Below are 26,589 nucleotides of genomic sequence, written 5' to 3'. Positions count from 1 at the left end.
CCATGCAAAAATCGTCACTGACCGCGCTGATGCGGCATCAACTCGAGCTCGCCCGCAACGCTTCGAGCGGGCGCAGCGCCCGGACAGTATTCGGCGGGCATGAGCAGACCCTGCGCCAGACCATGATCGCCCTCGCTGCGGGCTCGCACCTGGCTGAACATGAGAATCCCGGTGAGGCGACGGTTCAGGTGCTGCAGGGCAGGGTAACGCTACGTGCAGGGGACGTGTCCTGGGAAGGGTCTCCCGGGGACCTGCTGATTGTCCCGCAGGCCCGCCACTCGCTGGAGGCGATCGAGGAGTCGATTGTTCTCCTGACGGTGGCGAAACTTTCCTGATTCAGGTCCGGCTCGGGTCCATCACCGTACCGAGGAACAGCGGCATGCCGGTGTCCTCGTGAAGGATCTGGTAGAGGAAGGGCCGGTCGAACGTAATCTCGACGTCCGGCTCCGCGAATCCGCTCTCGGCCATGCTGATCTGCGTCACGGCAGCGGCGATGGTGCCCTTCTCGGCAACAGTGATGTTTGCCGATTGAGCGGCGCCCTCCACGTAGAGTCCGTCGACGCTGATGCCGGTGTAGTCGGGCGTCCTGCCCATCGCCTCCTTCAGTCCCATGGTGGTGAGCACCTCCTTGAGATCCAACTCAGAGGTGTGGTCCCACGAAGGCAGGGTGAGCGCCACCAGTTCTTCACCGGCGTCGTCCATCTTCCCATTGGCCTCCGCGAGGGCAGCCTCGCCCAGGACCGGGTTTGAGCCTTCCTCCGGCAGGAGCAATCGCATCACGAACCCGTTGTGATAGGGCAGGTCAACGCCCTGCCAGCTGCCGCCGTCGACGTACTTCAGCGGGAGCACGGCGTGCATCAGAGGGGTCTGGATCACCCTGCCGCTTGTCCTGAAGGGTCCGGTCTGCGTGCTTTGAGGGTCGAAGGGGGCAGCCCAGGCCGCTGCGAAGTAGACGGTGTTGATGATGTTGAGGCGTGTGTCCGGCGTCGGTTCCAGTGGTACTTCTTCAATCCGCCCGCCGGTGTGCTGCTTCACCCACGCGTTCATTGCATCGAGTGCGTCACCGCTGGGGTAATCCACGGGGTACACACCGGCGCCGAAGTGCTGGGCGAGAGGTTCCAGGAAGTCATCCTCGAGCACGAGGGCCTCCGCCGGGAATAGCCCGTTCGCCAAGTGCAGCAGGGGTTCTTCCGGCGGTTCTTCATCATCGACCGTGGCGGGATCGCCATCATATGCGGCCCAGTTGGTGAGCAGCGCGTTCATCGCCTCGTTCCGGTTTTCCGCCGGGAAGGCGAGAACGGAGTCCAACTCTTCCGCCGTCGTCGTTCCTGCTCCGATCCTCAGCATGGCAAGGGCCGCGAGCGCGCTGACGGGGCTGGTGACCTGGTTGCCCTCGGGATCTGCGGCAAGCATTGCTGCGCCGAGCCGGTAGGAGGAGTCGCGGAGGGCTGCGACGGCGTCGGGATGATCTGTGAGCAGAACGGTTTCCCGCTCCACATCGGCGATCCGCTGTTCTGGCAGCGCCGGTGATCCGCAACCGGTCAGCACCAGCATTCCGGCGGCCAAAATGGAGGTGAGGAGGCGTTTCGGAATGGTGCCCATGGCTGTCTCCCTTGAGTGAACCGCCGGACTTCAAACGTAGGGCACCATTGGGGCCGGCCTCCAGCAGGGCCGGAACACAATCCGGTCACGATCCCGCTGAACTATGGACAGCTCTGTGGCCGTGGGCGATAACGTGCCGTTAGGCTCTACGGGTGATCAACGAGACTTCCACCGCACACCTGACCGCTGAGGCACCCACCCGCGCCCAGACGGCCATCGACGCCGTTGCCGAGGCCTATACGGAGATGCTGCTGCAACTCGATCCCGGGTTTGCCACCCAGCTCGGCTTGCCGGGACACGAGACCGAATACCGCGACTACTCACCCGCTGGGCTGGAGGCGTTCGCTGAAGCCACGAGGGAAACCCTCGGTCGCCTTGATGACCTCGAACCTACCGACGAGGTCGACGCCGTCACCCTCGATGCGATGCATGAACGCCTCGGGTTGGAACTGGAGATCCACGAGACGGGCCTGAACCTCGCGGACCTGAACAACCTGGCCTGCCCGGCGCAGGAAATCCGCATGATCTTTGATCTCATGCCCACTGACACCGCTGAGCAGTGGCATCACATTGCCGGCAGGCTCTGCAATGTGCCGGACGCCATCGGCGGGTACATCACTTCCCTTCGCGAGGGCAAGAACCGCGGCATCCTGCCCGCAGCGCGCCAGATCCGCATCGTCATGGAACAGACCAACGCCTACGCTGCGGACGGCGGCTACTTCGATGAATACGTCAGCGGCGCAACCATGGAGAACGACGGCGGCCTTCCGGACTCCGTACTAACGGAACTCGCCGCCGGCTGCGAGGCCGCACGCAACGCCTACCGCCACCTCAGCACTTTCCTCGAGGAGGAACTGCTGCCCGAGGCTCCGGAGAAGGACGCGGTGGGCCGTGAGCGCTACTCGCTGATGTCACGCCAGTTCCTGGGTGCGGCGGTAGACCTCGAGGAGACCTACCAGTGGGGCGTCGAGGAACTGGACCGGCTGATTGCCGAGCAGGAGTCCGTCGCCAACGAGATCAAGGAAGGCGCATCCATCGAGGAAGCCATGCGCATCCTCGATGAATCGCCCGAGCGCCAGTTGCAGGGCACCGATGCGCTGCAGGCCTGGATGCAGGGACTGTCCGACCGCGCTGTCCGGGAGCTTGCCGGTGTGCACTTCGACATCCCGGACATCATGCGCACCATCGAATGCATGATCGCTCCCACCAAAGAAGGCGGAATCTACTACACGGGTCCCAGAGACGACTTCGCCCGCCCGGGCCGCATGTGGTGGTCGGTTCCGGAGGGTGAGGACACCTTCACCACCTGGAAGGAAACCACCACGGTCTACCACGAGGGCGTTCCGGGACACCACCTGCAGATTGCCACGGCAACCTTCCAGCGCGGGCTCCTGAACTCCTGGCGCCGCAACGCCGTCTGGGTTTCCGGGCACGGCGAGGGCTGGGCGCTGTATGCGGAGCGGCTCATGGAAGACCTCGGCTACCTGAATGATCCGGGAGACCGCCTCGGGATGCTGGATGCCCAGCGGATGCGCGCGGCCCGCGTGGTCTTCGACATCGGCGTCCACCTCGAGCTCGAGATCCCCGAGCGGTGGGGCTCCGGTACCTGGACGCCGGACAAGGGGTACGAGTTCCTGAAGAAGAACATCGCCATCAGTGAGGGCCAGTTGAATTTCGAGTTCAACCGCTACCTCGGCTGGCCGGGACAGGCGCCCTCCTACAAGATCGGTCAACGCCTCTGGGAGCAGATCCGCGACGAGGTGAAGCAGCGTGAAGGCGAGTCCTTCAACCTGCGGGACTTCCACACCCGAGCGCTCAACCTGGGATCGGTCGGTCTCGACACGCTCCGCCGGGCGCTGCTCAGCTAGTCCCCGCTGGTCCCCCAGCGTTGAGTTGGCAGGGCACACCCCGTATCGAGTCTCATAAGGGGTGTGCCCTGCCAACTCATTTAGTTCAGGATGAAACATTTCGCAATAAGCAATTTGTTTGTTAAAGGAACGAACCTACTGTTCTCGGGTGACTTCAGAAACTTCCGCTCCGGCGTCCCGCAGGCTGCCCCGCTGGGCTACCTCCTTCGGACCGCAAATCATCGCTGCCCTCATCGTTGGCCTGGCGCTCGGCCTCGTGGCCAAGTACTCCGGCCACACCGAAGAGACTCCCACCACCCTCGGCACAACCCTCGCGACCATCGGCTCAAGCTACGTCGCGCTCCTGAAGGCCGCCGTCGTACCCCTGATTTTCACCGCAGTGGTGAGCTCGATCGCCAACCTCCGCGCTGTCCACAATGCTGCACGCCTGGCTGGACAGACGCTGCTCTGGTTCGCCATCACCGCGTTGATCTCTGTGGTGATCGGCATCGGGCTTGGAACAATTTTCCAGCCCGGTGCAAACACCAACGCGGCGCCTCCGAGCGAGTACACCGGCCGAACCGGTGATTGGTGGGCGTTTTTGACCGGACTCATTCCCGCAAACTTCCTTGGCCTGCAGGCCTCGTCCAGCGTGGACGACGCCGGCGCCGTCACCACTGGACTCAGCTTCAATGTGCTGCAGGTCCTGGTGGTCGCCGTCGCCATCGGCATTGCCGCCCTGAAGGTGGGCAAGCCGGCCGAACCGTTCCTCGCTCTCAATGCCTCCGCTCTCGCCGTCATCCAGAAGGTGCTGTGGTGGATCATCCGGATTGCACCGATCGGCACCGTCGGCCTGATCGGCAAGGCCGTTGCTGTCTACGGCTGGGACACCATCGGTTCACTCGGCAAGTTCACGCTCGCCATCTACGTTGGTCTTGCGCTGGTGCTGTTCGCCGTCTATCCCGTACTGATCCGCGCCAACGGTCTATCCGTGAAGCAGTACTTCTCAGGCGCATGGCCCGCCATCCAGCTGGCTTTCGTCTCCCGCTCGTCCATCGGCACCCTTCCGCTGACCCAGCGGGTGACCGAGCGCAACCTCGGCGTACCGCGCAGCTACGCATCCTTCGCCGTGCCGCTCGGCGCTACCACCAAGATGGACGGCTGCGCCGCAATCTACCCCGCCATCGCAGCGATCTTCGTGGCCCAGTTCTTCGGCATCCAGCTGGACTTCGGGCAGTACGTACTGATTGCAATGGTTTCCGTACTGGGATCGGCTGCGACCGCGGGCACTACGGGCGCCGTCGTCATGCTTACCCTGACGCTGTCCACGCTGGGACTGCCGCTCGCCGGCGTCGGACTTCTGCTTGCCGTCGACCCGATCCTGGACATGGGCCGAACCGCGGTGAATGTTGCCGGCCAGGCGCTCGTCCCGACGATCGTCGCGAAGCGGGAAAACCTCCTCGACACGGAGCTCTACAACGCAAAGCGCACTGGGGATCCGTTCGTGGATGACACCCCGAGCTCTGACGCAGCGCCTGAGCTCGCGGGGGCCAAGGCCTAACCACCGTCGTTGAGTTGGCAGGACACACCCCTCATGAACCTTCGTAAGCGGTGTGTCCTGCCAACTCACGGGTGTTTGTAGGAGCTCCGGGAACACTAGGCTGGTTCGCATGACCCTCCGGCTGATCCTCGCTTCCGCATCCCCCGCACGCACCAAACTCCTCACCGAGGCGGGCATCGCGCATACGGTCACGGTGTCCGACGTTGACGAGGACGCCGTCACCGCCGCACATGGCTCGCCGAGTCCGTACGACACCGCCCAGCTGCTGGCACGCGCCAAGGCCGAGGCCGTTGCAGCGCTTCCCGAAGCGCGCGGCGCCCTGGTGATCGGCTGCGATTCGGTGTTCGAGTTCGAGGGCGAGGCGCACGGCAAACCGTATGAAGCGCACGTTGCCAGGGAGCGCATCAAGCGCATGTCCGGCTCCTCCGGAACACTTCACACCGGCCACTGGCTCGTGGACACCCGGGAAATGAACGACGGCGGATCAGGCGCCGCGGCGGGCGCAGTCGCCTCTGCTGAGGTTCACTTCATGCCGTTGGATGACGCCGAGATCGAGGCTTACATCGCAACCGGTGAGCCGCTGAACTGTGCCGGCTCCTTCACAATCGACGGACGCGGCGGGGCCTTCATCCGCAAGGTCGACGGTGACCCACACGCCGTCGTCGGGCTCAGTATCTCCACGCTGCGCGAGCTGCTCCGCGCTGCAGAAGTGAGCATCACCGATGTGTGGCAGTAGCAGCGCTTTGTAGCTTCCCTACAAATAATCCCTGCCCAACACGGGGAATCGGCATGGTTTATGGGCAGTAGCAACAAAACCGCGCTAGGCTCCCAACAGATCAAAGGAGCCCCTAACCCATGAGCGAGTCGATGTCCGCACCTGCCGCGCCCGTGACCAAAGTCCTGATTGCCAACCGCGGCGAGATCGCGGTGCGTGTGATCCGGGCGGCCCGTGATGAAGGTATAGCCTCGGTCGCCGTCTACGCCGAGCCGGACCGGGACGCGCTGCATGTGCGCCTGGCCGATGAGGCGTTTGCGCTGGGCGGCAACACCGCTGCCGAGTCCTATCTGGTCATGGACAAGATCCTCGACGCGGCCGCACGCAGCGGTGCGGATGCCATCCACCCTGGCTACGGTTTTCTGTCCGAGAACTCCCAGTTTGCGCAGAGAGTCATCGACGCCGGACTTACCTGGATTGGCCCCTCCCCCTCATCGATTGCGCAGCTCGGTGACAAGGTGCAGGCCCGCCACATCGCTGAGAAGGTCGGTGCACCGCTGGTTCCCGGCACCAAGGATCCCGTCGATTCGACCCAGGAAGTCCTCGACTTCGCCGATGAGTTCGGCCTGCCGCTGGCGATCAAGGCTGCCTATGGCGGCGGTGGACGCGGCATCAAGGTGGTACGTGACCGCGATGAGATTCCCGAGGCCTACGAGTCGGCGGTACGTGAGGCAACTGCGGCGTTCGGTCGCGGCGAGTGCTTCGTGGAACGCTTCCTTGACGCGCCCCGCCACGTCGAAACTCAGTGCCTCGCGGACGCACACGGCAATGTCGCTGTCATCTCCACCCGCGACTGCTCCCTGCAGCGCCGCAACCAGAAATTGGTGGAGGAGGCCCCTGCGCCGTTCCTGTCCGAAGACCAGAACCGCCGGCTGTATGAGGCGTCGAAGGCCATCCTGAAGGAGGCCGGATATCAGGGTGCGGGTACGTGTGAATTTCTGGTCGGTCAGGACGGCACTATCTCGTTCCTCGAGGTCAACACGCGTCTGCAGGTTGAGCACCCGGTCTCTGAAGAGGTCACCGGTATTGACCTGGTGCGAGAGCAGTTCCGCCTTGCCCGCGGCGAGGAGCTCGGCTATTCCGACCCCGAGATCCGCGGCCACTCCTTCGAATTCCGCATCAACGGCGAGGACGCCGGCCGGAACTTCATGCCCGCGCCCGGGACCGTTCAGACCCTGAAGCTTCCCACCGGACCCGGCGTCCGTGTGGACTCCGGGATCGAGGCAGGCGAGACTATCGGCGGCAACTTCGATTCGATGCTCGCCAAGCTCATTGTCACCGGCGCTACCCGCAGGCAAGCCCTCGAGCGGTCCCGGCGTGCGCTGGCGGAAATGCAGATTGACGGCATGCCGACCGTCCTGCCGTTCCACGCCGCCGTGGTCAGCGACCCGGCTTTTGCGCCCGAGTCCGGAACCTTCTCGGTGCACACCCGCTGGATCGAGACTGAGTTTGCCAACACCATCGCGCCGTGGACTCCCGACGGCGGTGCTGCGGCGCCGGCTGATGACGACGACACCCGCCAGCGCGTGACCGTTGAGGTAGGCGGCAAGCGACTGGAAGTTGTGCTTCCCGCTTCCCTCGGAGTCGCCACCGGCAGAGCCGCAGGCAAAGGGGCAGGCAAGCCCGGGAAACCGAAGAAGGTTGCCCGCTCTCGGGCAGGTGCGGCCTCCGGTGCCGGCGGCGATGACCTCACGTCGCCCATGCAGGGCACCATCGTGAAGGTGGCAGTCCAGGACGGCGACGTGGTGTCCGAGGGCGATCTCATTGTGGTGCTCGAAGCCATGAAAATGGAGCAGCCGCTGACGGCCCACAAGGCAGGAACGCTCTCCGGTCTGACGGCGGTGCCCGGAGACACTGTGTCCGCCGGCGCGGTCATCGCGGCGATCAACTAGATTTACCGCCTATATGCGATCGAGACCGTAAACCTGTCCCCTGGCGGACAGCACCTTCCGATCAAGCTTTTCCAGCGATAGACTGCTTATCTGGAAAAAATGGAAGAGGTGGTCTTTCCCGTGAGTACAGCACTTCCCGAACGGTTATCCGCTGAAGCCGAACAGGCTATCGCCAATATGCATAAGAGCATGGCGGCCCTTGGCGCCGCCGTTTCGGCGGTGGAGGTCCCGGTGTCTCCGCAGATGGCCCGCGGTGTACAGGCCACCGAGAATGCCTGGCGCGAGATCGAAGCAGAGTTCGGAATGCTCACCGGGGCCGAAGTCGCCGAACTGCTGGGCTCTCGTTCCAGCAGCCCCACTGGATATGCCACTGACAAGCGGCGCGCCGGGAAGCTGATCGGTGTCCGCCGCCGCAACGCATTCCACTACCCGGCGTTTCAGTTTGATCGGACGGAAGGCACGGTGCTGCCCGTCATCCCCGAGCTGCTGATGGTTGCCAGGAAGTACGGCAAAACGCAAGAGGGTTTGGCGCAGTGGCTGTGCGCGCCAACTGGCCAACTCGACGGTGACCGGCCGGTCGATCATCTGCACCAGGCTTCCCTGGTCCTCGAAGCAGCTGAAAACCATTACGGGGTGGAGTGGTAACGGGGCCGAAGGGCGCCTTCAACCCGCAGAGTTTTGAGCTCGAGTCCTCGTCGGAGCTCTACCGGGTGTTCAGCAATCGATCAGGCCGTCTCGCGAACGTCTTCAACCCTGGCATGGGCCGACCAACTCGCTTCGCATTCTTCGGCGATCCTGTCGTCCCGGTGCTTTATGCAGCCCAAACTCAGCAAGCGGCAGTCTGCGAAACGCTGCTGCACGATGTTCCGGTCGACGGTGGGATGATCAACCACGACGACTACGGCGACCAGGTCATGGCCCGGCTCATCGTGGCCCGCGACCTGAATTTGGCCTCTTTCATGGGGACGGGGCTGCGTCGGCTCAAGGTGGAGGAAACGGATGTCACCGCAACACCGGCTTCCAGGTATGGAGAGACTGTGACTTGGGCCAAGGCAGCTCATGGGGCAGGTTACGACGGAATGGTGTGGACGAGTCACCGCTGCAACACCGACCGAGCCTTCGTCTTCTTCGGCGACCGTGTCAGCTACACCGACCTCCACATCGATCCAGATTTCGCCCGGGTTTTTGAACTTGGTCCTGACCGTGCCTGGCTCTCCGATTTCTGCGCCCCACTCCACGTGGACGTTCGCTGGTAGGGAACGGTTGCGCATATGCGGTGACACAGAATCTCCCCCGGATCCGGGCTAGTCGTCGCTGCTACGGCCGCGGCCGCGGCCCTTGCCGCCGTCGTCGTCATCGTCGTCGTCGTTAGCGGCATCGTTCGCATCATCATCGTCTGCGTCGTTCGCGGGGTCGGCGCCAACGGGGACTGGGACGCTCCGGTTACCCGCACCGCCGTTTGATGAGCTGCCGACGTCGAAACCGCTTCCCGAGGATCCGCTGCCCGAAGAATCCTGAGCGTCGCCCTCCGGCTCGCCCGCCTCCGGGGTGTCGGTGTTCACATTGGGGACCGGCTCGGGCGTTTCCGGCGATACGGGGGCCTGCTGAGGTTCCGGTGCCGCTGAAGGAGCAGGCTCGAGGGTTTTGACAGGTTCGGGCACGGCAGGCGGCGGCACGACCGGCACGGCCGGGCCGGCGAGGGGTTGCGGCAGGTCCGACGCTGCGGGCGCCGCACCGGAGCTCACCAGCCGGTCGATGAGCTGCTCGATCCGCTGCAGGATCACCACCGCTCGGTCACCGGAAATCTCCCCGTTGATTTGCGCAGTCCGCACCCTCGAGGCGAGGCCATGGGCAGCGGCTACGGCATCTGAGGTGTCCCCGCGGGCTGTGAGGACGGCAATCCCCTGCACTTCGGACTGCAGTTCCTGGGCAACGTCGGCCGCAATCGGTGGCGCAGAACACCCACTGAACGTGAGGAACGCGGACACGATCAGCGCGCTGAGACCGGCACGCAGGTTCACGGCTGGACGCTTTCATACAGGCTATCGAGCATTGCGCCTGTGCTGCCGGGCACAGTGGGCAGCGGAGTCGGCCCCGGCCCGGCATTGACGTCGAAGACAGTGAACAGGACGGCAAGCGTCAACCCCACCAACACGACGACGGCGGCCAGCGCACGGGCGCGCAGCCTCACCTTCGCTGCCGCTCGTCGGCGCGGAGGCTCAGGGCGGGATGCCGTCTCCACATCGAAAGACTCGAGCGTGCGGTGACCGGACGGCCGCTGCGCCGGACTCGGGGGCAAGCTCCGCGACGTGGTGGCCGCGGATCGATCTGCGGCTGGCACGGCGGCGGCCGATTCGGCGGGAGCAGGTTCGACGGTTCCTGGCTCGACTGTGCCTGACTCGACGACGGCCGGCGCATCAGCGCCGTCGGTCGCGACAGCGACTTCGCTCCCGGCAGCGAAAGGCTGCGCCGTCGTCGTCGTCGTTTCTTCGGTGCCCGTTCCGGCAGCGAGTCCGGCAGGAAATCCTGCGCCCACGGAAGGGACGTCGATGGCATCGAGGAGCCGCACCACCTCGGTTGCGGTGGGACGCTCAAGCGGATTATCCAACGTCATCCTGGTGAGCAGGCGGTGCCAGCCCTCCCCAAAGCACTCAGGGATCGCCGGCGGGCGGCTCAACCGGGCAAGCGCGCTCTCCAGTCCGGTGCCGGGGAAGGCCGGCTCGCCGGTGAGGCATTCGATCAGCAGTAGGCCGAGTGCGTAAATGTCGGTCGGGGTGCCTACCCGGTCTCCGCGTGCCTGCTCCGGACTGAAGTAGGTTGCGGTGCCGATGAGGCTTCCTGTGGCGGTGACCCGGCTGCTCTCGAAGAACCGTGCAATGCCGAAGTCCGTGAGCAGAAAGCTGAACATCCCGGAGGATGTCTCGCCGTAGCGGGTGAGGACGTTCGAGGGCTTGATGTCGCGATGCACTATGCCCTGGCCGTGGATGTACTCAAGGGTGCGGGCGATGTCCCGGCCGGCCGTCGTCGTGCTGTGGATCGGCAGTGCGCCATCCCTCAGGACTGCGCCGAGGTCCGGGCCCTTGATGTACTCCATGACGAGGTAGGACGGTTCCAGCCTGGCGCACTCGGCGTCCATGTCCAGGACGCGAACCAGGCCGGGGTGGTGGAGGGCGGCCAGCATGCGCGCCTCGCCGGACCCGCGCGCGACACCCTCGGCAGAACCGCGGCGGAACATCTTCACCGCAACATCCCGGTGCAGGCGGGTATCCCGTGCGCGGTAGACATCGGCCATGCCGCCGGCGCCGATCACGCGGTCGAGGACGTACCGTCCGCTCGCGAGCGTTTCCTGATTCATGCCAATTCGCTCCCGCTAGAGAAGGTAAGCCTGTGGATCATTCTGGCCGAGGCGCCCTGCGGAAAACTTGGGAAGTGAGCCCATGCAAAAGGCTCCCGTCCAACCCTTGCAGGTGAACGGGAGCCTTGAAATTGCGGTTCGGGTTAGGCGATGTTGTTCTCGTAGTCGTTGTCCCGGGTTTCACGGGTGAGCCACAGAGCAATGAAGGTCAGCACGGCGGCAGCGCTCAGGTAGAGGCCCACCAGGAACGTGCTGCCGTCCGCCGCCTGCCACAGCGCAATAGCAACGAACGACGCCGGTGCCGCCCCGATCACGCTGGACAGGTTGTAGGCCACCGCGGAACCGGTATAGCGAACGTTCGCGGGGAACAGTTCGGGCAGGATCGCGGCCATGGGTCCGAAGGTAAGGCCCATGAGGATGAAGCCGATGATCAGCAGCGCCATGGCGCCCATGGTTCCGGCACCGAAGAGCGGAACCCAGGTCAGGCCGAAGATTGCAATACCGGTAGTGACGGCCAGCAGCATACGACGGCGGCCGAACTTCTCCGCCAGCGGTCCGGACACGAGGGTGAAGATTCCGAAGAACACGACGCCGATGATCAGCATCCAGAGGAAGTCACCGCGGGCAATTCCAAGACCCGGCACAAAGGCGTCCGGGTTGAAGGGCTTGCCTGCCGCTTCCGCCGCTGCGGAAGCCGTTTCCACCGAGGCCGGCGAGGTGCCGAAGGTCAGCGTGAAGGAGGTCATCAGGTAGAACAGAACGTAGGTGGCGAACATGATAAACGTGCCGAGGAGCAGCGGACGCCACTGCTTCGTGAATACCGAGGCCAGCGGCAGCTTGACGACCTTGCCCTTGTCCAGCACCTGCTGGAATGAGTGGCTTTCGATCAGCTTCAGCCGGACGTACAGCCCAACAATGACGAGCACCGCGCTGGCGATGAACGGAACACGCCAGCCCCATGCCATGAACGCTTCGGGTGAGAGGGTGGCGTTGAGGACAACGAACAGCAGGTTGGCGAGGATGAAGCCGATCGGTGCGCCAAGCTGGGGGAACGTGCCGAAGACGGCCCGCTTGCCCTTGGGTGCGTTCTCCGTGGCGAGCAGCGCTGCGCCGCTCCATTCGCCGCCGAGTGCGAGGCCCTGGAGGAAACGCAGCAGGACGAGCAGGGCCGGGGCCAGGAAAATCCAGCCTGGGTTGTCCTTGGCAACCGGCAGGACACCGATGAGGAAGGTAGCAATACCCATCGTCAAAAGCGACGCCACCAGGGTGCCCTTGCGCCCGATCCGGTCCCCGAAGTGCCCGAAGAGGATGGACCCAAGCGGACGAGCAACAAAGGCAACGCCGAAGACCGCGAAGGACTGGAGCAGCGCATTGGCGGGGGTGGAGTCGGGGAAGAAGAGCGCCGGGAACACCAGCACCGACGCCGTGGCGTAGATGTAGAAGTCGTAGAACTCGATGGTGGTGCCGATGAGGCTGGCGAAGATAACGCGACCACGAGAGTTCAGGGGCTTTGTTGCCGCCGGCTCCACGGTCGAAGATGACGATGACATGGTTGCTTGCTTTCTCGAAGACGGCCGTCGAGGAAACCGAAAGCCGGAGTATTTGGTGCCTATCAATCTCATCACCGGAACCGAAGCGTGAGATAACCCGTCCACATAGTGGACATCTCGCCCCATCGGGAACTTTTGCGCATCTTCGGTGGATTCCGACGGCGTCGAAGTCACCGTAGCTGCGCAAATCTTCCCGTTCGCGGATAGCCGGATGTCACATCCCGTTTACACGCAGCGCCCAGAGTCGAAACGCGCCTTTCCTAGTGTGGCGGTACTGCTCCTTGAATGAAAGGTTCACCATGAGCGTTGACCGCGCAGTTTCCCCGGATATTCCGACGACGACGCCCGGCGGAGCGCTTGCTCAGCGTCCGGGCCTTGCTCAGCGTCCGGGCCGCTGGATCGACAACTGGAATCCTGAGGACGCCGAGCAATGGGAGTCCGGTGGAAAGGCGATTGCCCGCCGCAACCTGCAGTGGTCCATTGTCTGTGAGTTCCTCGGCTTTGTGGTGTGGCAGCTCTGGTCCATTGTGGTAATTTACCTGCCGGCTGCCGGCTTCAACTTCACCACCTCGCAGATCTTCTGGCTGATCTCGATGCCCAGCCTCGTCGGCGCTACCCTGCGTATTCCCTATACCTTCATGGTGCCGCGCTTCGGCGGCAGGAACTGGACGATCGTCTCGGCGCTCCTGCTGCTGATTCCATCGGTTGGCCTGGCGGTCGCGGTGGGCAATCCGGACACACCGTTCGGAGTACTCCTCGGCATTGCGGCGCTTGCCGGCTTTGGCGGCGGCAACTTCGCAAGCTCGATGGCGAACATCACCTTCTTCTACCCGGTCCGCGAAAAGGGCTGGGCGCTGGGACTGAATGCCGCGGGCGGGAACCTGGGCGCCGCCGTCGCGCAGTTGGTGGTTCCGCTGGTGATTGCAGCGGGTGCCGCCGCGACGCTCAACCTGCCGCTGGCGGGCTGGATCTGGGTGCCGCTGATTCTCGTTGCCGCGTTCGGCGCGTGGAAGTACATGGACAACCTGTCCAGCGCGAAGTCCGACCTCGCCGGCTCCCTCGCCGCCCTGCGCGAACCGCACCTGTGGATTATGGCGTTCCTGTATATCGGCACGTTCGGCTCATTCATCGGGTTCTCCGGAGTCTTTCCCAAGCTGATCCTCGATTCGTTCCCGGAGTTCTCCACCTTTGCGCTGGGGCCTGCCGCGCTGTCGCTGGCGTTCCTCGGTCCGCTGGTCGGCTCGCTCGCGCGGCCCTACGGCGGCCGGCTGGCTGACCGATGGGGCGGCGCGCGGATCACAGTCTGCGCGTTCGCCGTCATGGCCCTGACGGCGCTGGCCGTGGTGTGGACCCTACCGCTTGGGAACTTCTGGCTCTTCCTCGGCCTCTTCCTGGTGCTCTTCACCGCCGCCGGCGCCGGCAACGGCTCCACCTACCGCATGATCCCGGTAATCTTCGCGCTCCGCGGACGGTCGGACGCGGCCATGAGTACCGGGCGCAAAGCGGCAGCCGCGCTGGGCCTCATCTCCGCGATCGGTGCCTACGGCGGCTTCGTGATTCCGCAGGTCCTGAACGCTTCCAAGGGCGCAACCGGCACGTACGACGCCGCGTTCTACGGTTTCGTCTCCGCGTACGTCCTGATGCTCGCGGTGACGTGGTTCTTCTACCTGCGCCGCAGCACCTCGAGGGTGGGTCACGTCTAGCATGTGCAGTTCGCCAGGCGCCACCGCCACCCATTGCCCCTACTGCGCGCTGCAGTGCGCCATGACGCTGACTGTGTCCGGGCCGGGGGCCGCGTCTAGTTCGGCTTCGGCTTCGGTCGAAGTAAGCGGCCGGGACTTCCCCACCAACCAGAGCGGCCTGTGCCGGAAAGGCTGGAGTTCCGCCGAGCTGCTGAAGCACCCGGACCGCCTCCGCGAACCCCTGCTGAAGAACGACGACGGCGAGCACCACCCCATCTCATGGGACCGTGCGCTGAGGCTCATCCGTGACCGTGTCCTTGCGACCCGCGCCCGGTACGGCGCCGATGCGGTGGGCGTCTTCGGCGGGGGCGGACTCACCAACGAGAAGGCCTACCTGCTCGGGAAGTTTGCACGCCTGGCTCTGGGTACCTCGCGGATCGACTACAACGGACGGTTCTGCATGTCCTCGGCGGCTGCGGCCGGCAACCGGGCGTTCGGTCTGGACCGAGGCCTACCGTTCCCGCTGACGGATCTCGGGTCCGCGAGGACCATTTTGATGCTCGGCTCCAACACCGCAGACACGATGCCGCCGTTTGTGCAGCATCTGCAGGCCGCGCGGGATGCAGGCGGGCTGATCGTGGTTGACCCGCGCCGGTCCGCCACCGCCGAGCTCACCTCGGAAGGCCGCGGCCGGCACCTGCAGCCCGCACCGAAAACGGACCTCGCCCTGCTGCTCGGGATCACGCACGTGGTGATCATGGAGGGGCTGATCGATGAGCCGTATGTGCACCGTCGAACCAACGGGTACGACAGCATCGTGCGCAGCGTAGCCCCCTGGTGGCCCGAACGCGTTTCCTCGGTCACGGGCGTCCCGGCCCGGCTCATCCGCGAGACGGCACATCGGCTGGCGGAGCCCGGCAGCACGTACATCCTGACCGGACGCGGAGTCGAGCAGCATGCCAACGGCACCGACACCGCAACGGCCGCGATCAACCTCGCCCTACTGCTCGGCCTGCCGGGAACACCCGGAAACGGGTACGGCACCCTGACCGGGCAGGGCAACGGGCAGGGCGGACGCGAGCACGGGCAGAAGGCGGATCAGCTTCCCGGGTACCGGAAGATCACCGACCCGGCAGCCCGGAAACACGTCGCCGGAGTCTGGGGAGTGCCGGAGTCTCTCATTCCGGGACCGGGACTTCCCGCCGTCGAACTCTTGGCGTCTCTTGGCCAGCCGGGCGGGGTGCGCTGCCTGTTTGTGCACGGCGCGAACGTGGCGGTATCGGCTCCGAACGCGTCGAGCGTGCTGATGGGCCTCCGCAGCCTCGACTTCCTGGTGGTGTGCGACTTCTTCCTTTCCGAAACCGCAGCGGAGGCGGACCTGGTGTTGCCGGTGCTGCAGTGGGCGGAGGAGGAAGGCACCATGACCAACCTCGAGGGACGCATCCTGCGGCGCCGTGCAGCGGTGAGCCCTCCCCCGGGGGCACGCAGTGAGCTGTGGATTATGGCGCGGCTGGCGGAGTTGCTGGAGGCGCCGTCGTCGTTTCCTGATGACCCGGAAACGGTGTTCACCGAGCTGCGGGCTGCGAGCGCCGGGGGCCTCGCGGACTACTCCGGCGTGGACTACGCGATGCTCGATGCGGAACTGCACGATGCTGAACTGCACCGCGGGGAACTGCACGGCAGGGAACTGCACGACGGCGGCGCCGGCGCCTACTGGCCCTACCCGGCCGGTTCCAGCGGAACACCGCGACTCTTCCTCGACAGGTTCGCCCACGCGGACGGGAGGGCCGTGCTGCATCCGGTTGCGCCGTCGTCGTCTGCTCCTTTTGCCTCTACTCCAGATGGCGTGCTCACGCTGATGACAGGGCGGTTGCTGGAGCATTATCAGTCCGGCGCGCAGACCCGGCGGGTGAGTGACCTCCACTCCACAAGCAGCGAGCAGGCGCTGCAGATCCACCCGGTAACGGCTGCGGGCCTCGGCATCCTGGACGGTGCGGAGGTTGAGGTCAGCAATGAGCGGGGAATCGTGCGTGCTGTCGCCCGGCTTTCCCCTGCCGTGCGGCCCGACTCCGTCTTCCTCTCCTTCCATTTCCCTGGGACGGGCAACGCGAATGTGCTGACGTCGTCGGAGACGGATCCGGTGTCCGGGATGCCCGAATTCAAGACCACGCAGGTATTGGTGCGGGTGCACCGGCCTGCGCAGAAGGAGGTGGTGGGGGTATGAGTTTTCCCGAGCGCGTTGTGGTGGTGGGATTCGGGCCCGTGGCGGCGCGTTTCATCGACGTCCTGGAGCCTTGCGTGGTTTCGGAAGCCGTGCAGCTGACCGTGATCGGATCCGAGGCTGACGCCGCGTATAACCGTGTGCTGGCCGCTGACGTCGGAGTGGGGCGGACTTCCCCTTCGGCGATCGGGCTGAGTGATGCTGACCGTCTCACCTCGCTGGGGGCGGAGGTGCTGCTCGGAACCGGCGTACGGCGGATCGACCGGGCGCGGCGCCAGGTTCTGCTCGATGACGGCACCGTCCGTTCCTATGACCGCCTGGTCCTCGCAACCGGAGCACGCCCGGTCATTCCGTACCTGGCCGGCTTGAATCCCGATCCGCTGCACCCCGCACTGCCTGACGGCGTCACGGCACTGCGGGACCTGGCTGACGCGCTTGTGCTCCGCGCCGTCGTCGAGCGCCGGGGTGATGTGGTGATTCTGGGTGGCGGAATCCTCGGACTTGAGGCGGCGCTCGCCGCAGCTGAGGAGGGCGCGCGGGTGACCGTGGTGCACCACGGCGACTATCCGCTGGCGCGGAACATTGACGACGGCGGCGGGCTGGTTCTGGCGTCCGTGCTCCGTTCGCAGGGCGTGCGGCTGGTGTCCGGGGCGAAGGCCGTGGGTCTTGAGCAGTCGGGCGGTGGTGCTTTCACTGGCCTGCGGCTCGATGATGGCAGGTTGGTGTCCGGCGACCTGCTGGTGCTGTCCTGCGGAGTGCGGCCCCGGGTTGAGTTGGCCGAGGGCGCGGGGCTTCCGGTCTCGTCGGGCATCCTCGTGGACCACTCGCTGCGGGCGCATCATGACGAGCACGTTTATGCCATCGGAGATTGTGCCGAGGTCCGCTGTGCTTCTCCTTCCTGCGGGAACTGCTCGGGTAACACTGCGCCGTCCGGGCTGATCGGTCCGGGGTGGAAGCAGGCGGAGTGGTTGGCGGAGTCGTTCGCTGCGGATCTGGCCGGCAACGGGCACCGCGCGGCTGGCGGCAGGCTGCGCGCGGCTGGCGCTTCTTCAGGCTCCCGCCGCTATGTGGAGGCGGCTCTCCCACCGGTTTTGATGTTGAAGGCTCGTGGCCTGGATGCCGTGGTGGCGGGTGACGTTTCTGCCAACCCGTGGGCCGCGCACGAGGACGGCACCGCCGTCGCGCTCTGGGCCGATCCGCAGCAGGGCAGTTACGCGAAAATGGTCACGCGAAACGGAGTGTTGCAGGGTCTGGTGTGTGTCGGGATGCCGCGTGCGGGGGCGGAGCTGGTGCTGCTGTTCGAGAGCGGTGCGGTGTTGCCGTTGGACCGGTCGAGCCTGCTGCGGCTGGATGGGGCGGAAGCGTCATCGTCCGCGACTTCTTCGGTTATGGATCCCGCGTCCGTTGTCTGCCGGTGCGCGGGGGTGAGCCGGGGCAGCATCGAGCAGGCCGCCGTCGTCGGCTGTTCGAGTGTGGCGGAGGTGTCGGCGTCAACGCGGGCGGGCACGGGCTGCGGCGGCTGCCACGCGGACATCCGCACGATCATCGAGCAGCACTTCCAACAACCCGCGTCCGTCTGACGCCCTGGCCCGGCCCACTTTCCCCGGGTACAAAGCCTCAAACCGCGTGTCCCGCCCTGACACGCCGCCAAAACAACGACGACGACGCCGGGACCTGGGGAATCCGGCCCGCCTTTCACCGGATTACCCGGCCGGAAAGCACAGCGCGTACCTGCTCGAGAACGGCTTCCTGGTTGAACATGATGTCCTCGTAGCTGTAGCGCAGTACGAGGTAACCGCCGGCGATCGTAGTGTTGTTGCGATGCAGGTCGCGGCGCAGCGCCCTGCGGTCGGAATGGTAGGCAGCGCCGTCGACTTCCACCACCAGAAAACCCTCGAGCAGGAAGTCAACGCGGCCGACTCCGTTGATGGGCACCTGGGTTTCGACATGGAATCCGGCGTTGCGAAACAGGATTCTGGCAACGACCTCAAGCGCCGAGTCGGCGCAGCCTGTCACCAGCTCGAGTGCGGAACGAGCCTTTCCATTTCGGTCTCCCTGAAGTCGTTCAAGCAGGAAGGGCTTCACGGTGTCGCTCCGCCTGAGGGAAGACTCCACCATGACAGCAGCTTCCACCGGTGGAAGGTAATGCAGAGCATGAATCAGTACGTCGACCACTCCGACGAGCGGCAGGTACTCATGCGGGGGAACGGAGCGCTCACGATGGTTTGCGAAACCCCGTCCATGGCCATGCAGACAACTAAGGTGGAGGCGACTATGCGGGTTCAGTAGCCAGAGACCGTAGTGCCGCGAGGCCGATACGCAGGTCAGCAGCCCGTTGTTGATGAGCGCGGCCTTGAAATCGTCAGAGGCTCCGGGCAAAGCCAAGACCCCCTTCCGCAGCCGCATCATCTCACCGCGCGCCACGGCGTTTGCGATCTGCCGCTTACTCAACCCGCGGTCCCGAAGTGTCTGGGTTCGCGCTACCGACCCGACGCTCCGCAACACCTCAACTGCATCCACGATCCCATGCTCACGTGCGCCCACGTCAGCCTGCGGAGGAACAACGACGATGTGAACAAAATGCCCGCATATCGCGGCTTGTGCAGGGACGGTCGACTCCCCGCAGGCGGGCCGGATCCCCCACCTACTGAGCCCCAACCCGCGTGTCGCACGACGACACGCCGCCAAAACAACGACGACGACGGGAGAACCTGGGGGATCCGGCCCGCGGGCGCGAATCAGAGGGATCAGTGGACGTGCAGGCGGCGCGCGGCCTCCGAGATGGACCCGGTCAGCGACGGGTACACGGTGAACGTGTTGGCCACATCATCCACGTGCAGCTTCTTGGTGACGGCGAGCGCCAGCGGGAAGATCAACTCGGACGCACGCGGAGCAACCACAACGCCGCCGATCACCGTCCCCGAACCCTTCCGCGCAATGATCTTCACAAACCCGTCCTTGACGTTCAGCATCTTGGCGCGGGCGTTGGTGCTGAGTGAGAGCTTGAAGATGTCGCCCTGGTACTGGCCGGACTCGACGTCGGCTTCCGAAACACCCACGGAGGCGATTTCCGGCGCCGTGAAGATGTTGGAGGCGACGGTCTTGAGCTTGAGCGGCGACACCGCATCCCCCATCAGGTGCGCCATGGCGATCCGCCCCTGCATCGCCGCCACCGAGGCAAGCGCCAGGACGCCCGTGCAGTCACCCGATGCGTACACATTCGGCGCGGTGGTACGCGAGACGCCGTCCACCTTGATGTGCCCCGACTCGGTCAGGGCAACGCCCGCTTCCTCGAGCCCGATCCCTGCGGTATTGGGAATGGCACCGACGGCAACGAGGCAGTGGCTGCCGTCAACCGTTCGTCCGTCGGACAGCGTGACCCGGACGCCGTCCCCTACCCGCTCCACGCCCTCGGCGCGGGACTTCGACAGCACGGTCATCCCGCTGGACCGGAAGACGCCCTCCAGCACCTCGGCGGCGTCGGCGTCCTCACCAGGAAGCACGCGGTCACGGCTGGAAATCAGCGTCACTTCAGCGCCGAGACCGTGGTAAGCGGAAGCGAACTCCGCGCCGGTCACGCCTGAGCCGATCACGATCAGGTGTTCCGGAACCTCGGTGAGGTTATAGACCTGCTTCCAGTTGAAGATCCGCTCACCATCGGGAACAGCGGTGGGAAGCTCGCGCGGATGGGCGCCGAGGGCCAGGAGGATCGCGTCAGCCTCCACAATGCTGGTGCCGGCGTCCGTTTCAACTTCGAGCCGGTGGTTGTCCAGCAGCTTCCCGGTGCCGATGATGATGGTGACGCCGGCCCGCTCCAGCGCCGCCGAAATGTCCTTGGACTGGTCCACGGCCAGGTCAAGCAGCCGCTGGTTCACCTGGGTGAAGTCGGCGTACGCCGAGGAGGCATCAGCGAATTTCACGCCAAGGCTGTGGGCATTCGCCACGCGCGCCATGGTGTCCGCCGTGGCAATGAGTGTCTTGGAAGGAACGACGTCGGTGAGCACCGCTGAGCCGCCAAGCCCGTTCTGCTCAACGATGGTGACCTTCGCACCCAGCGAGGCAGCGACCATGGCCGCCTCATAGCCGCCCGGACCACCCCCGAGGATTGCGATACGGAGGGCGCTGAAATCCAGTTGACTCGTCACACCTGCCATTCTGTCCTATCAGGCACCAGCCCTCAAACAGCCCGACGGCGCCACGCACCCGCCCGAATCACCGCGCCGAAGCCCCGGACGGGTGGAACAACACGCGCTCGACCGGTAAGTTGGACCGGTGATTGACCAATCCTCGACGGACCCGTTTGCCCTTGCCCGCGATGCCGCGGCCTACATTGCCCGCCAGACGTCGGTAGCGTCCCATGACATTGCCCTGGTGCTGGGCTCGGGCTGGGGTGAGGCCGCCGAGCTGATCGGCGAAACCACGCACACCCTGCAGGCGACGGACATTCCCGGCTTCGCCGCCCCCGCGGTCGAAGGCCACGTCGGCACCGTCCGCTCCATCCTCACGCCGGCCGGCAAGCGCGCGCTCGTACTCGGCGCCCGTACCCACTACTACGAGGGCCGCGGTGTCCGCGCAGTGGTCCACGGTGTCCGGACCGCCGCCGCTGCAGGCGCGAAGACCCTCGTCCTCACCAACGGCTGCGGCGGTCTGCAGGAACAGTGGACCCCCGGCACACCGGTGCTCATCAGGGACCACCTCAACCTCACGGCCGCCTCCCCGCTCGAGGGCGCCACATTCGTGGACCTCACCGACCTCTACTCCCCACGCCTGCGCAACCTGGCCCGGGATGTTGACCCCACCCTGGACGAGGGCGTCTACGCACAGTTCACCGGCCCGCACTACGAGACCCCCGCCGAGGTCCAGTACGCCAAGCGGATCGGCGCGGACCTCGTCGGCATGTCCACGGCACTCGAGGCAATCGCCGCCCGCCACGCAGGCATGGAGGTCTTCGGCATGTCCCTGGTCACCAACCTGGCCGCCGGCATCAGCCCCATCCCGCTCAGCCACGCCGAGGTTCTCGAAGCCGGGCAGGCAGCAGGCCCGCGCATCTCCCGGCTTCTCGCCGACATCATCGGCAGGCTCTAGACATGCAGCCATCCTCCACCGACCTCCTCACCGTTGCCCGCGAATGGGCCGCCCAGGACCCGGATCCCGAGACCCGCGCCGAGCTGGAAGACCTCCTCGCCCGAGCCCGGAACGACGACGACGCCGGCCAGGCCGCTGCCCTGCAGCAGCTTGAGGACGCCTTCAGCGGACCGCTGCTCTTCGGCACGGCCGGCCTGCGTGCCGCGCTGGGCCCCGGTCCCAACCGGATGAACCGGGTCGTCGTGCGCAGTGCCGCGGCGGGAGTGGCCGCCCACGCGCTCAACCTGGCGAAAGGCGCCTACGCGCCGCGCGCCGTCGTCGGCTTTGATGCACGCCGCAACTCGCGCATCTTCGCGGAGGAAACCGCAGCGATCTTCACTGCGGCCGGCCTCGAAACCTTCCTCATGCCCTCTGAACTGCCGACGCCGGTGCTCGCCTACGCGGTCCGTGCACTTGAGTGCGAGGTCGGTGTGATGGTGACGGCGAGCCACAACCCGCCGCAGGACAACGGGTACAAGGTGTACCTCGGCGGCCGTGCGGTGGAGGAGACTGCGCGCGGCGTGCAGATTGTCGCGCCGCATGATGCGCAAATCGCTGAGCAGATTGCAGCCGCTGGCGATATTCAACTGGCGCCGGGCTGGAACGTCCTCCCCGAAAGCATTGAGACGGATTACGTTGCTTCCGTTCTTGCCCTCGCGGACCGGGAGGCGTACCCGTCCCGCGACCTGTCGATCGTGCTCACGCCTCTACATGGAGTGGGCGGGCGGACCGCGCAGAGCGTCCTCGCCTCCGCCGGGTTCGACACCGTGTATGTCGTCGAGGAACAGGCAGAACCGGACCCCACGTTCCCCACGGTCGACTTCCCCAACCCGGAGGAGCCCGGTGCGCTCGACCTGGCGCTGGCCGCTGCGGCTGACCAGGACGCCGATCTTGTGTTGGCCAATGATCCCGACGCCGACCGCGTTGCCGCCGCGGCCAAGGACCCTGCGACAGGTGAATGGCGGATGCTGCGCGGGGATGAAACGGGCGCGCTGCTCGGCCTCCACGTGGCGGCCCGGCTCGCGGGCGATGCGAAGCACGGCGCCGTCTTCGCCAACTCGGTCGTCTCCTCGCGACTGCTCGGCAGGATCGCGGACGCCTCCGGCATCAGCCACGCCCAAACGCTCACGGGCTTCAAGTGGATCTCCCGCGTTCCGGACATCACCTACGGCTACGAGGAAGCACTCGGCTACTGCGTGGCACCGGAACTGGTACGGGACAAGGACGGCCTGTCCGCAGCCCTGCTGCTGGCCGAGTTCGCCGCTGCCTGCAAAGCCGAGGGCAAGACCCTCTTCGACATCCTCGACGAACTGGCACTCGTCCACGGGCTGCACGCCAGCGACCAACTGTCAGTACGGGTAGGCAGCCTGGGGCTGCTGGGAGCCATGATGAACCGCCTTCGCGAGGCGCCGCCGTCGTCGTTTGCGGGTTCAGATGTGGTGGTCGAGGAGGACCTGGCTGAAGGCGTCCATCTGCCGCCCACCGACGGGCTGCTCTACGTCACCCGGGACGACACCCGCGTGATCATCCGCCCCAGCGGCACCGAGCCCAAGCTCAAGTGCTACCTGGAGGTCATTGAACCGGTGGATTCCGCAGCAGAAGTAGCGGACGCGAAAGCAACAGCGCGGACCCGGCTCGATGCCGTGATCCGCGATGTTGAGGAAGCGCTAGGGCTCTAGACGAGCACTTCCACCATTCCGCTGATCACCCGCGTCGGGAAGCTTCGCAGGGCCGTCCCGGATCCCGCTGCGGGAACGCCGGAATCCAGGAAGTAGACCTCCTTGTGCAGGGGCGAGGTGATGGTGAACCTCTGCCCGCGTGAGCCGACAATGCCGCGTGCCATGACCTGTGAGCCGCTGACCGGGTCGCGGTGCGATACCGCGAACACCGTCGCTGAATCCACCCGGAACAGCGCCACCTGACGGCCGTGGATCAGTGCAGCTTCTCCCCAGCACAGCTCGAGGTCCTCAAGCCGGCAGATGGGATACCAGGTGCCGTCCTCGAAAGCAGCGAGCGTCGGTGTGTGATCGAGTTGCAGAGTCATGAGTCGCCCCGTTCGGATTGTTTGATCAGTTGCGATTACTGGTCAACTGAGCCTGCATCCGACGCTACGAACGCCGCGTTACGCGCTCCCGCCCGAAGTGTTGCGGCTGCGTAAAACGCACCTCACCAAGCCGCCTGTCACCGGTGAGTGTGAAGTTAATCTTCGTTTACATAAGCGAAATCGCGGGGCAATTGGGCGTCTGTACGCTCGGTACCTAAGTGCGGCAACCGGCTGAGTTCGGAAGCTGCAAAGCGGCGAAAGGTACCCCTCATGAACTTCCAACAGATCCTCGTCGTCGGCGGCGGCCCGGCTGCCCACCGCTTCGTCGAGGCCATGGTCTCCCGTGGGCTGGACGGGTTCTGCGTCACCGTCCTCACCGAGGAGACCTGGCTGCCGTATGACCGCGTTGCCCTCAGCCAGGCACTGCTCGACGACGTCGACCTCACCCTCGGCGAGCCAACCATGTGGGACCACCCGGCCGTCACCCTCGCAACCGGCTCCCGTGCGGTGTCGCTGGACCGGGAAGCCCGCACGGTCACCACCGAGGCCGGCGAGGTGTACCCCTATGACCAACTGGTTCTCGCCACCGGCTCCAACGCTGCCCGGCTACCGCTTCCCGGCATGGAATCCGCGCATGTCTACCGAACAGTCGACGACGTCCGTACCCTCCGCGCGGAAGTCGCCCGCCTGACGGAGGAGTATGGGCGGACTATCGACGCCGTCGTCATCGGTGGAGGTCTGCTGGGCCTTGAAGCGGCGGGCGGCATGCAGTCCCTCGGCGCCAACGCCGCCGTCATCAACGGAGCTCCCTGGCTCATGAATACCCAGCTGGACCAGGGCGCCGGGCAGGCCCTCGACCGGCTGATCACCGCGAAGGGGCTCACCGTACACGGCGGCGTGTTCCCCGCCGGCTTTGTGCTTGAGGACGGTCGGATGACCGGGGTCGACATGGCCGACGGCCGCCGGATCCCGGCTGACCTCGTGGTCGTCGCGGTCGGTGTCCGCGCCCGCGATGAGCTCCCCCGGGACGCCGGAATGACCATGGGCCAGCGCGGCGGCGTGGTGATCGACGACGCCTGCGCCACCGAGGATCCGAGCATCTGGGCCATCGGCGAGGTGGCCTGCTTCGAGGGCATGTGCCTCGGCCTCGTGGCGCCGGCGAACACCATGGCCGAGATCGTCGCCGACAGGCTGCACGGCGGCACCGCAACCTTCCCCGGCTTCGACACCGCCACCAAGCTCAAGCTCTCCGGCGTGGAGGTCGCCAGCTTCGGTGACGCCTTCGCGAAGACCGAGCACAGCCTCGAGATTGTCTACGCGGACCCGGCCCGCGGCCTCTACCAGAAGCTCGTGGTCACCGATGATGCCAAGACCCTCCTCGGCGGCATCTTCGTGGGCGACGCCGCCCCCTACACGGCACTCCGCCCGCTGCTGGGACGCGAGCTCAGCGCCGAGCCGGGCGCCTACCTCTCCGCCGCCGGCGCAGGTGAGGCCCCCGAGACCGAGCTGCCCGACGACGCCATTCTCTGCTCCTGCAACAACGTCTCCGCCGGCTCCATCCGCGACGCCGTCAACGGCTGCGGCACCTGCGAGGGCTCCGAACCGGTCCGGGAACTCAGCCCGCTGAAGGGCTGCACCAAGGCCGGCACCGGTTGCGGATCCTGTGTGCCGATGCTCAAGAAGCTCCTCGAGGGCGAGCTGACCAAGAGCGGCATCGAGGTCTCCAAGGCACTCTGTGAGCACTTCGCCATGTCCCGCCCGGAACTCTTCGAGGCCGTCCGGGTCCTCGAACTCGACAGCTTCGAGGGCATCATCGAGCGCTTCGGTGTCCCCGAATCAGGGCTCCTCGGCTGCGACATCTGCAAGCCCGTCATCGGCTCCATCCTCGCCTCGCAGCGCGCCGAATACGTGCTCGACGGCGGCCGCGGCATCCTGCAGGACACCAACGACCGGGCGCTGGCCAACATGCAGAAGAACGGCACCTACTCGGTGGTGCCGCGCATCCCCGGCGGCGAGATCACCCCGGAGAAGCTCGGCGTCATTGCCAAGGTGGCCCAGGACTTCAACCTGTACACCAAGATCACCGGCGGCCAGCGCATCGACCTGTTCGGCGCGCGGCTCGAGGAGCTCCCCGAGATCTGGAAGATCCTCGTCGAGGCCGGCTTCGAGTCCGGCCAGGCGTACGGCAAGAGCCTGCGGACCGTGAAGTCCTGTGTCGGCTCGACGTGGTGCCGGTTCGGCGTCCAGGACTCGGTGGCCATGGCCATCAACCTGGAGCTGCGCTACCGGGGCCTGCGCAGCCCGCACAAGCTGAAGTTCGGCGTCTCGGGCTGTGCCCGCGAGTGTGCCGAGGCCCGCGGCAAGGATGTCGGCATCATCGCCACCTCGGACGGCTGGAACCTGTACGTCGGCGGCAACGGCGGCGCGACGCCCGCCCACGCGCAGCTGCTCGCCAAGGACCTCGACGACGACACCCTCATCCGCTACATCGACCGCTACCTCATGTACTACATCCGCACCGCCGACCGGCTGCAACGCACCGCGGCGTGGCAGGCAGAGCTCGACGGCGGCCTCAAGCACGTCGAAGACGTCATCATCCACGATTCCCTCGGCATCGCCGACGACCTCGAAACCGCCATGGCCCGCCACATCGACAACTACGAGGACGAGTGGGCCGCCACCCTCAAGGACCCCGAGCGCCTGCGCCGCTTCCGCTCCTTTGTCAACGCCCCGCATGAGAAGGACGACTGGATCGCCAATGTTCCCGAACGGGGCCAGATTCGACCCGCCACCGACGAGGAACGTGCAGCCGCGCAGGCCGGTACCGGGCCGGTGCTGCTGGGCGCCGGGATCCCGGTCCGCGCCGCACTGCCGCAGAGACCGGGGTCGCTGGAAGCAATGGAGACGCTGGAGGCAGCAGAATGAGCACCGCTGCT

Annotated in this window: 20 protein-coding genes; 13 read left to right on the top strand and 7 right to left on the bottom strand. The window is 65.8% G+C overall.

The window, feature by feature from the left end; translation table 11 throughout:
* Positions 1–2 precede the first annotated feature (2 nt).
* Positions 3–335 (top strand): cupin domain-containing protein, encoded by a 333-nt coding sequence (locus tag AC1MBU_RS07685; protein WP_346028820.1) that lies wholly within the window; start codon positions 3–5, stop codon positions 333–335.
* A gap of 1 nt (position 336) precedes the next feature.
* Here the strand turns inward: AC1MBU_RS07685 and AC1MBU_RS07680 are convergent, their stop codons facing one another.
* On the bottom strand, positions 337–1,602 hold the full coding sequence (locus tag AC1MBU_RS07680; RefSeq protein ID WP_479789674.1) for a serpin family protein: 1,266 nt from the start codon (positions 1,600–1,602) through the stop codon (positions 337–339).
* A gap of 245 nt (positions 1,603–1,847) precedes the next feature.
* On the opposite strand from AC1MBU_RS07680, the gene AC1MBU_RS07675 reads away from it, so the two are divergent.
* The 6 genes from AC1MBU_RS07675 to AC1MBU_RS07650 all read left to right on the top strand — a co-directional run bounded on the left by AC1MBU_RS07675 (position 1,848) and on the right by AC1MBU_RS07650 (position 8,933).
* The gene (locus tag AC1MBU_RS07675; RefSeq protein WP_479789740.1) at positions 1,848–3,470 is read left to right on the top strand and encodes a DUF885 domain-containing protein; all 1,623 of its coding nucleotides are present in this window, start codon (positions 1,848–1,850) and stop codon (positions 3,468–3,470) included.
* A gap of 148 nt (positions 3,471–3,618) precedes the next feature.
* Complete coding sequence (locus AC1MBU_RS07670) at positions 3,619–5,010, top strand: dicarboxylate/amino acid:cation symporter (protein WP_479789673.1); 1,392 nt, start codon at positions 3,619–3,621, stop codon at positions 5,008–5,010.
* Positions 5,011–5,119: 109 nt separating this feature from the next.
* Complete coding sequence (locus AC1MBU_RS07665) at positions 5,120–5,746, top strand: Maf family protein (protein WP_479789672.1); 627 nt, start codon at positions 5,120–5,122, stop codon at positions 5,744–5,746.
* Between the two features lie 119 nt (positions 5,747–5,865).
* Positions 5,866–7,677: an acetyl/propionyl/methylcrotonyl-CoA carboxylase subunit alpha gene (locus AC1MBU_RS07660; protein WP_277359598.1), complete on the top strand. Its 1,812-nt coding sequence runs from the start codon at positions 5,866–5,868 to the stop codon at positions 7,675–7,677.
* A 120-nt stretch (positions 7,678–7,797) separates the two neighbouring features.
* Complete coding sequence (locus AC1MBU_RS07655; RefSeq protein ID WP_277359599.1) at positions 7,798–8,322, top strand: hypothetical protein; 525 nt, start codon at positions 7,798–7,800, stop codon at positions 8,320–8,322.
* The gene (locus AC1MBU_RS07650; RefSeq protein WP_479789671.1) at positions 8,316–8,933 is read left to right on the top strand and encodes an RES family NAD+ phosphorylase; all 618 of its coding nucleotides are present in this window, start codon (positions 8,316–8,318) and stop codon (positions 8,931–8,933) included. The genes AC1MBU_RS07655 and AC1MBU_RS07650 overlap by 7 nt, the downstream gene beginning before the upstream one ends.
* 48 nt (positions 8,934–8,981) lie before the next feature.
* On the opposite strand, the gene AC1MBU_RS07645 is transcribed toward AC1MBU_RS07650, so the two are convergent.
* The 3 genes from AC1MBU_RS07645 to AC1MBU_RS07635 form a co-directional block, all read right to left on the bottom strand.
* A complete protein-coding gene (locus AC1MBU_RS07645; RefSeq protein ID WP_479789670.1) occupies positions 8,982–9,698 on the bottom strand; it encodes a hypothetical protein in 717 nt (238 codons plus the stop codon).
* Positions 9,695–11,032 (bottom strand): serine/threonine-protein kinase, encoded by a 1,338-nt coding sequence (locus AC1MBU_RS07640; RefSeq protein ID WP_277359602.1) that lies wholly within the window; start codon positions 11,030–11,032, stop codon positions 9,695–9,697. The genes AC1MBU_RS07645 and AC1MBU_RS07640 overlap by 4 nt, the downstream gene beginning before the upstream one ends.
* Before the next feature lie 143 nt (positions 11,033–11,175).
* Positions 11,176–12,582 (bottom strand): MFS transporter, encoded by a 1,407-nt coding sequence (locus AC1MBU_RS07635; protein ID WP_479789669.1) that lies wholly within the window; start codon positions 12,580–12,582, stop codon positions 11,176–11,178.
* A gap of 299 nt (positions 12,583–12,881) precedes the next feature.
* Here AC1MBU_RS07635 and AC1MBU_RS07630 point away from each other — a divergent pair, with 299 nt between their 5' ends.
* From AC1MBU_RS07630 to AC1MBU_RS07620, 3 genes are read left to right on the top strand one after another with little or no spacing between them, the layout of a single operon-like run.
* On the top strand, positions 12,882–14,285 hold the full coding sequence (locus AC1MBU_RS07630; protein WP_346028812.1) for an MFS transporter: 1,404 nt from the start codon (positions 12,882–12,884) through the stop codon (positions 14,283–14,285).
* A gap of 1 nt (position 14,286) precedes the next feature.
* Positions 14,287–16,488 (top strand): molybdopterin oxidoreductase family protein, encoded by a 2,202-nt coding sequence (locus tag AC1MBU_RS07625; RefSeq protein WP_479789668.1) that lies wholly within the window; start codon positions 14,287–14,289, stop codon positions 16,486–16,488.
* The gene (locus tag AC1MBU_RS07620) at positions 16,485–18,065 is read left to right on the top strand and encodes an FAD-dependent oxidoreductase (protein WP_479789667.1); all 1,581 of its coding nucleotides are present in this window, start codon (positions 16,485–16,487) and stop codon (positions 18,063–18,065) included. The genes AC1MBU_RS07625 and AC1MBU_RS07620 overlap by 4 nt, the downstream gene beginning before the upstream one ends.
* A 115-nt stretch (positions 18,066–18,180) precedes the next feature.
* Here AC1MBU_RS07620 and AC1MBU_RS07615 read toward each other — a convergent pair whose 3' ends face one another.
* A complete protein-coding gene (locus AC1MBU_RS07615) occupies positions 18,181–19,005 on the bottom strand; it encodes a DUF559 domain-containing protein (RefSeq protein WP_479789666.1) in 825 nt (274 codons plus the stop codon).
* A 227-nt stretch (positions 19,006–19,232) separates the two neighbouring features.
* On the bottom strand, positions 19,233–20,630 hold the full coding sequence (locus AC1MBU_RS07610; protein ID WP_277359827.1) for an NAD(P)H-quinone dehydrogenase: 1,398 nt from the start codon (positions 20,628–20,630) through the stop codon (positions 19,233–19,235).
* A 127-nt stretch (positions 20,631–20,757) separates the two neighbouring features.
* On the opposite strand from AC1MBU_RS07610, the gene AC1MBU_RS07605 reads away from it, so the two are divergent.
* Both AC1MBU_RS07605 and AC1MBU_RS07600 read left to right on the top strand, forming a co-directional pair.
* Positions 20,758–21,570, top strand: a complete 813-nt coding sequence (locus AC1MBU_RS07605; protein ID WP_479789665.1) for a purine-nucleoside phosphorylase — start codon at positions 20,758–20,760, stop codon at positions 21,568–21,570.
* Positions 21,571–21,572: 2 nt separating this feature from the next.
* Positions 21,573–23,288, top strand: a complete 1,716-nt coding sequence (locus AC1MBU_RS07600) for a phospho-sugar mutase (RefSeq protein ID WP_479789664.1) — start codon at positions 21,573–21,575, stop codon at positions 23,286–23,288.
* Here AC1MBU_RS07600 and nirD read toward each other — a convergent pair.
* Positions 23,285–23,653: a nitrite reductase small subunit NirD gene (gene nirD, locus AC1MBU_RS07595; RefSeq protein WP_277359900.1), complete on the bottom strand. Its 369-nt coding sequence runs from the start codon at positions 23,651–23,653 to the stop codon at positions 23,285–23,287. The genes AC1MBU_RS07600 and nirD overlap by 4 nt on opposite strands.
* Before the next feature lie 270 nt (positions 23,654–23,923).
* On the opposite strand from nirD, the gene nirB reads away from it, so the two are divergent.
* Positions 23,924–26,578, top strand: coding sequence for a nitrite reductase large subunit NirB (nirB, locus tag AC1MBU_RS07590; RefSeq protein WP_479789663.1), 2,655 nt, complete (start codon positions 23,924–23,926; stop codon positions 26,576–26,578).
* Positions 26,579–26,589: the final 11 nt, after the last annotated feature.

Source organism: Arthrobacter sp. PTI12 (genome assembly GCF_056679915.1).
This window is presented reverse-complemented; position numbering and strand designations above follow the sequence as displayed.